Source organism: Micromonospora sp. KC721 (genome assembly GCF_004348355.1).
Classification (GTDB): Bacteria; Actinomycetota; Actinomycetes; order Mycobacteriales; family Micromonosporaceae; genus Micromonospora.
In genome coordinates this window covers 1-5,285 of record NZ_SMJY01000290.1, presented here as the reverse complement: position 1 = coordinate 5,285, position 5,285 = coordinate 1, and the positions used below count along the sequence as shown (strand labels likewise).

Sequence of the window (5,285 nt, the reverse complement as noted above, 5' to 3'; positions counted from 1 at the left end):
GTCGTGGTGACCGGGACGACGTCCGGGCCGGGCGGCAGGGCCGGCTGACCGGTGGCGGGCCGCGGGACCAGGACCGGGCCGTCGGAGGGGGTGGGCAGAAAAGGCGTGCTGCCGTCCGGCAGGGCGCTGCTGCCGACGGTGGCCGAGCCGGTGCTCAGCGCGGCCAGGATGGGCATCGAGGCGGTGCCGGCGAGCAGGGCGACGGTGAACAGGTAGCCCCGGCCGGGTTTGGCCACGGCAGGGGCTCGGTGCGCCCCGACCATCCGCCGGTAGCCAGCACCGCCGGCGCGGTGCCGACCGAAGTGCGGGGCGGGAGGACCGTCACCTGGCTCGGACACGGCGCGCACTCCTTCGTCGACCATGATCTGCGGGAGCGCCAGGTGACGGCTAAATGGACAAATTGCCACAAATAGCTCACCCGGCACCTGGTCAGGATGGACCAGTCACGCTCAGTTCACCAGCCGCCACGGCGTGTCGACACACCTGTAGTCCGTCGGCGCGCATCTTCCATCCAGGGAGAATTGGACCTTAGCCGTCAAACGGTCGAAACCACACCGGCCAGGAGGACCGTACTGTGGGCCCGCTCACCTCCTCTGACATCATTCAGGCACGACGGCGACGCAGCCGCGACCTGCGCGCACCGCGCGGCAGGCGCGGCCCGGTGCCGGCGCTCCCGAACCGGGTTCCTCCCCGAATCCGGCTCACCGCCGCGCGGCAACCCTCACCGGGGCTAGGCGCGGCCGCCAGGGCCAGCCCGGCACCGGCCGGGCCGGCGCACGATTTGCGCGGACGGGTCACCCCCGGCACCGACGCAGACACGACAGGGAGAGACGGATGGCAAAGGGCGACCCCGGGGTGACTACCCGCGGCCGGCGGGCCGCACCCCGCTCCAAGCAGGCCACCCGCGCCGACGGGCCGGAACTCGTACAGCTACTCACCCCGACCGGTGAGCGGATCGAGAGCGCGACCGGCCCAGACGGGACCGAGTACCGCGTCGACTTCACCGACGAGGAGTACCGCGGGCTCTACCGCGACCTCGTCCTGGTCCGCAAGCTCGACGCCGAGGCCACCGCGTTGCAGCGGCAGGGCGAGCTGGGCCTGTGGGCCAGCCTGCTCGGCCAGGAGGCGGCCCAGGTCGGCTCGGGCCGTGCACTGCGCACTCAGGACATGGCCTTCCCGACCTATCGCGAGCACGGCGTGCTGTACTGCCGGGGCATCGACCCGATCATGCCGCTCGGCCTGTTCCGCGGCGTCGACCAGGGCGGCTGGGACCCGAACGAGTTCAAGTTCAACATGTACACGATCGTGATCGGGGCGCAGACCCTGCACGCGACCGGGTACGCCATGGGCGTCCACATGGACGGCAAGACCGGGACCGAGGACGGCGAGGCCGTCATCGCCTACTTCGGCGACGGGGCGACCAGTCAGGGTGACGTCAACGAGGCGTTCGTCTGGGCCAGCGTCTTCAACGCCCCGCTGGTCTTCTTCTGCCAGAACAACCAGTACGCCATCTCGGAGCCGCTGGAGCGGCAGACCCGCGTCCCGCTGTACCAGCGCGCCAGGGGCTTCGGCTTCCCCGGCGTACGGGTGGACGGCAACGACGTGCTCGCGTCGTACGCGGTGACCCGGCACGCGCTGGACAACGCCCGGCTCGGCCAGGGCCCCAGCCTGATCGAGGCGTACACCTACCGGATGGGGGCGCACACCACCTCCGACGACCCGACCCGCTACCGGATCGCCAGCGAGGTCGAGGCCTGGCAGGCCAAGGACCCGATCGCCCGGATGAAGGCGTTCCTGACCAGGCAGCAGATCGCCGACGAGTCCTTCTTCGCCGAGGTCGACGAGCAGGCCCGCGCCGAGTCGGTGCACCTGCGCGAGCGGGTGCTCGCCATGCCCGACCCGGCACCGGTGACCCTGTTCGACCACGTCTACCCGCACGGGTCACCGGAACTCGACGCCCAGCGGGCGCAGTTCACGGCGTACCTGGAGTCGTTCGAGGGGAGCGCGCACTGATGGCCACGGAGACGCTCACCCTCGGCAAGGCCCTGAACACCGGTCTGCGCAAGGCTCTGGAGAACGACCCGAAGGTCGTCATCATGGGCGAGGACGTCGGCAAGCTCGGCGGCGTCTTCCGGATCACCGACGGGCTCCAGAAGGACTTCGGCGACCAGCGGGTGATCGACACCCCGCTGGCCGAGTCCGGCATCATCGGCACCGCGGTCGGCCTGGCCATCCGGGGCTTCCGGCCGGTCTGCGAGATCCAGTTCGACGGTTTCGTCTACCCCGCCTACGACCAGATCGTGTCGCAGGTGGCGAAGATGCACTACCGGTCGCAGGGCAAGGTCCGGATCCCGATGGTCATCCGGATCCCGTACGGCGGCGGCATCGGCGCGGTCGAGCACCACTCGGAGTCGCCGGAGGCGTACTTCGCCCACACCGCCGGTCTGAAGGTGGTGACCTGCGCCAACCCGCAGGACGCGTACGTGATGATCCAGCAGGCCATCGCCTCGGACGACCCGGTGGTCTTCCTGGAGCCGAAGCGACGCTACTGGGAGAAGGGGCAGGTCGACCTGGACGCCCCGCTGTCGGCGGCGTACCCGCTGCACGCCTCCCGGGTCGTCCGGGCGGGCACCGACGCCACCGTGCTGGCGTACGGCCCGATGGTGCGGACCTGCCTGGACGCGGCGGCCGCCGCCGCCGAGGACGGCCGGGAGTTGGAGGTCATCGACCTGCGCTCGCTCTCCCCGCTCGACCTGGGTTCGGCGTACGAGTCGGTACGGCGTACCGGCCGCTGCGTGGTGGTGCACGAGGCTCCGGGCAACCTGGGTCTCGGGGCCGAGGTCGCCGCCCGGATCACCGAGGAGTGCTTCTACTCCCTGGAGTCCCCGGTATTGCGCGTGACCGGCTACGACACTCCCTACCCGGCCGCCCGGGTGGAGGAGGAGTACCTGCCCGACCTCGACCGGGTGCTCGACGCCGTCGACCGCACCTTCGGCTGGTGAGCGGCATGTCACGGATCAAGGAGTTCAACCTCCCCGACCTGGGCGAGGGCCTGACCGAGGGCGAGATCCTGGCCTGGCTGGTCAAGGTTGGCGACGTAATCGAGCTCAACCAGCCGATCGTCGAGGTGGAGACGGCCAAGGCGGCCGTCGAGATCCCGGCGAAATGGGCCGGGCAGGTGCGGTCGATCTTCCACCCGGAGGGTGCCACGGTCGAGGTCGGTACGCCGATCATCGCGATCGACACCGAGCCGGGCGCCGGGCCGGTCGAGGAGCCGGCCGCGGCGACGGCCATCCCGGCAGCGGCCGAGGCGGCCCCGGTGGAGGCTGCGATCGCGCCGGGGCTGACCGGTGGCCCCGCCCCGGGTGGGCGTACCGCCGTGCTGGTGGGTTACGGCCCACGAACCACGGCGGCCAAGCGGCGGCCGCGCAAGGGCGCTGTCCCGGCCCAGGCGTCGGCCCCGGTCGCGGCCCCCGCACCGGTCACCGCGGCTCCGGTGGCTCCGGTGGCTCCGGTGGCTCCGGCTGCCAACGGTCGCGGCGGCGCGCTGGTGCTGGCCAAGCCACCGGTCCGCAAGCTCGCCAAGGACCTCGGCGTCGATCTGGCCGGGCTGACCGGGTCGGGGCCGCTGGGCTCGATCACCCGGGAGGACGTACAGCGGGCGGCGGCGGCTCTGGCGGCGGCCGAGCCGCTGACGGTCACCGCGCCGGTCACCGCCGGCGCGAGCTTCGGCGCGGACCGCGAGCAGCGCATCCCGGTCAAGGGGGTGCGCAAGCTCACCGCGGAGAACATGTCGCGGTCGGCGTTCACCGCCCCGCACGTCACGGAGTTCCTGACCGTCGACGTGACCCGGGCGATGAAGGCCCTGGACCGGCTGCGCGGCCGGCGGGAGTGGCGGGACGTCCGGGTCTCACCGCTGCTGCTGGTCGCCAAGGCGGTGCTGCTGGCGGTCAAGCGGCACCCGATGGTCAACTCGACCTGGGCCGGCGACGAGATCGTGGTCAAGGACTACGTCAACCTGGGCATCGCGGCGGCCACCGAACGGGGGTTGATCGTGCCGAACATCAAGGACGCCGGTCGGCTCACCCTGCGCGAGCTGGCGGACGCGCTGACCGACCTGGTGCAGACGGCGAAGGCCGGGAAGACCACTCCGGCTGACATGTCGGCCGGCACGTTGACCATCACCAACGTCGGTGTGTTCGGAGTGGACACCGGTACGCCGATTCTGCCTCCGGGCGAGTCGGCCATCCTCGCCTTCGGCGCGGTACGCGAGATGCCGTGGGTGCACAAGGGCAAGGTGAAGCCGCGCCAGGTCACCACGCTGGGGCTCTCCTTCGACCACCGGATCATCGACGGCGAGTTGGGTTCGACGTTCCTCCGCGACATCGGGGACTTCCTGGCCGACCCGGAGGCGGCGCTGCTCGCCTGGACCTGACGATCTGCGACACGGCCACGGCCGGTGTGCACAGGGTGAACGCCCGGCACACCGGCCGTGACTTTTTGATCAAGGGGAAGCTCGGGGTGAACCCTCGTTCACCTACGATCCTTAGGCAGGTGGCTCAACTCACCTCATAATCGATGGAACTCTGCGACGATCTGCGGTTGAATGGAGACACCAGGGGCCGACAACCGAATAGCCGGAGGAGAGAGTCACCATGAGCATGATCGAGCGCATCCGCACCCGCCGCGACGCCCACCGCCGCGCCCGCGCCATCGAGCACGCGCTTCGTTCCGCCAACTCGCCCACGATGCGCGAGGAGATCCTCGCGATCGCCCAGCGTCACGTGAGCTGACGGCGGCACCGACTTTCCTCACCCTCCTCCAGATCGACGACCCGCCCGGCCCCCGGGCGGGTCGTCGGCCTTCCGGGCCACCGAGACCGATATTCCACCTCGACCGGACGACCGGTACGGTGGGGCACGGTCGCCGCCCGCCGGCCCGTGACGAGGTGAAGCCGGACGACAGCCGATCGCCATCGTCTGGCGACGGTGGGTGACGGCCGGTGCTCCCTGGGCGCTCCGCGCGGCAACCGGATACGGTGCGGGGAGCCCGCACGGCCGATCCGCCGGCGACACCGGCGAGTCAGCCGTCCGGACCCGGACGGCATCGGCGGGCCGACATGTGATGGAGGAGGCGCACCCATGACGTCCGAGGGCCAGCACCGCCCCGGCCAGGAGCCGGACGAGGTGCCGCCGGGCGCCGCTGGACCGGCGCCGTACGGCGACCGACAAACGCAGCCGGGATCCGGCAACCCCGCCGCCCCGGATCTGGGCTGGGCCCCGCCG

General features: G+C 71.4%; 5 protein-coding genes. 4 read left to right on the top strand and 1 reads right to left on the bottom strand.

Annotated features, from left to right (window positions below; all coding sequences use genetic code 11):
- Positions 1-338, bottom strand: a 338-nt coding sequence (locus E1182_RS31405; protein WP_371687619.1) for a hypothetical protein, incomplete at its 3' end; no start/stop codon positions are given.
- A 496-nt stretch (positions 339-834) separates the two neighbouring features.
- On the opposite strand from E1182_RS31405, the gene pdhA reads away from it, so the two are divergent.
- From pdhA to E1182_RS31400, 4 genes are all read left to right on the top strand, one after another.
- Positions 835-2,013 (top strand): pyruvate dehydrogenase (acetyl-transferring) E1 component subunit alpha, encoded by a 1,179-nt coding sequence (gene pdhA, locus E1182_RS28880; RefSeq protein ID WP_132270891.1) that lies wholly within the window; start codon positions 835-837, stop codon positions 2,011-2,013.
- Positions 2,013-3,002: an alpha-ketoacid dehydrogenase subunit beta gene (locus tag E1182_RS28875; protein WP_132270890.1), complete on the top strand. Its 990-nt coding sequence runs from the start codon at positions 2,013-2,015 to the stop codon at positions 3,000-3,002. The genes pdhA and E1182_RS28875 overlap by 1 nt, the downstream gene beginning before the upstream one ends.
- A 5-nt stretch (positions 3,003-3,007) precedes the next feature.
- Positions 3,008-4,435 (top strand): dihydrolipoamide acetyltransferase family protein, encoded by a 1,428-nt coding sequence (locus tag E1182_RS28870; RefSeq protein ID WP_132270892.1) that lies wholly within the window; start codon positions 3,008-3,010, stop codon positions 4,433-4,435.
- Positions 4,436-4,655: 220 nt separating this feature from the next.
- The gene (locus E1182_RS31400; protein WP_165942753.1) at positions 4,656-4,793 is read left to right on the top strand and encodes a hypothetical protein; all 138 of its coding nucleotides are present in this window, start codon (positions 4,656-4,658) and stop codon (positions 4,791-4,793) included.
- Positions 4,794-5,285 lie beyond the last annotated feature (492 nt).

Excerpts from the sequence above, each read along its gene's own strand:
- pdhA (WP_132270891.1), top strand. The coding sequence starts at position 835 with ATGGCAAAGGGCGACCCCGGGGTGACTACCCGCGGCCGGCGGGCCGCA.
- E1182_RS28875 (WP_132270890.1), top strand. The coding sequence starts at position 2,013 with ATGGCCACGGAGACGCTCACCCTCGGCAAGGCCCTGAACACCGGTCTG.
- E1182_RS28870 (WP_132270892.1), top strand. The coding sequence starts at position 3,008 with ATGTCACGGATCAAGGAGTTCAACCTCCCCGACCTGGGCGAGGGCCTG.
- E1182_RS31400 (WP_165942753.1), top strand. The coding sequence starts at position 4,656 with ATGAGCATGATCGAGCGCATCCGCACCCGCCGCGACGCCCACCGCCGC.